Origin of the sequence: Streptomyces sp. YIM 98790 (assembly GCF_011421595.1) — a bacterium.
In the GTDB taxonomy this organism is placed as follows: domain Bacteria; phylum Actinomycetota; class Actinomycetes; order Streptomycetales; family Streptomycetaceae; genus Streptomyces.
The window spans coordinates 1-1093 of sequence record NZ_WTLH01000389.1 but is presented as its reverse complement, the minus strand read 5'-3'; the positions used below and the strand labels follow the sequence as shown (position 1 = coordinate 1093).

The 1093-nt window shown below is 77.1% G+C and carries 1 protein-coding gene; it reads left to right on the top strand.

The window, feature by feature from the left end:
• On the top strand, positions 1–1040 hold a 1040-nt coding region (locus tag GQS09_RS28290), incomplete at its 5' end, for a PQQ-binding-like beta-propeller repeat protein (protein WP_165990352.1).
• Between the last annotated feature and the right edge of the window lie 53 nt (positions 1041–1093).

Sequence of the window (1093 nt, the reverse complement as noted above, 5' to 3'; positions counted from 1 at the left end):
CGGGCGCCGGCTGGGCCGGTCTGCGGGCCGCCGGTCTGCCGGGAACCGGCGACGGGGCGGGCGGGGACGAGGTCACCCGGCGGCCCGCGCCCGGCACCCGGCTGTGGGCCTTCCCCACCGGCGGCCCCGCGCACACCGCGGCCGTGGCCGCCGGGGTGGCCTACTTCGGCAGCGACGACGGCCACCTCTACGCCGTCGGCATCGCCGACGGCGTAGAGCGCTGGCGGTTCCGCACCGAGGGCGCGGTGGTCTCCCCGCCGCGCGTCGCGGACGGCGTCGCCTACACCGGCAGCCAGGACAGCCGGCTGTATGCGGTGGACACCCGGACCGGCGCGGAGAAGTGGTCGCTGGAGACCGACGGTCCGGTGCGCACCCCGGCGGTCACCAGCGGAGTCGTCTACGCGGGCAGCCAGGACGGGATGCTGCGCGCGCTGCGCACCGGCGACGGCGAGCAGCTGTGGACCTTCGCCGCGGACAGTGCCGTCCGTTCCGCCCCGGTGGTGGGCGGCGGGCTGGTCTACGCGGGCACTGCCGGCGGCACGCTGCACGCCCTGGACTCCGCGTCGGGCGAGCCGCGCTGGGCGTACGACACGGGCGGCGAGGTCTTCTCCACGCCGGTGGTGGCCAACGGCCGGGTCTTCTTCGGCAGCAACGACATGACGCTGTACGCGCTCGACGCGGCCACGGGCGAACGCGCATGGTCCTACGCGGCCGGGGACAAGGTGCGGGCCGATCCGGCGGTGGCGGGCGACACGGTGTACGTGGGCAGTTCGGACGACCGGCTGCACGCGGTCGCCGTGGCCACCGGCGAACAGCGGTGGGTCTACCCGGCCAACGCGGCGGTGCGTTCCCCGGCCGTGGCGGAGGGCACGGTCTACATCGGCACCTCCGACGCCCACGTCTACGCCCTCGACGCCGCCGGGGGCGGCCTGCGCTGGCAGTTCGAGGGCGGCGAGGACGTGTTCTCCTCGGCCGCGGTGGCGGGCGGCGTCGTCCTCGTCGGGAACTCCGACGGCAGTCTCTACGCCCTGCGGGGCTGACCCTGCGGGCCGAGGCCGCCCCGCCGCCCGCCCGGCGGACCTGCCGGCCCCGG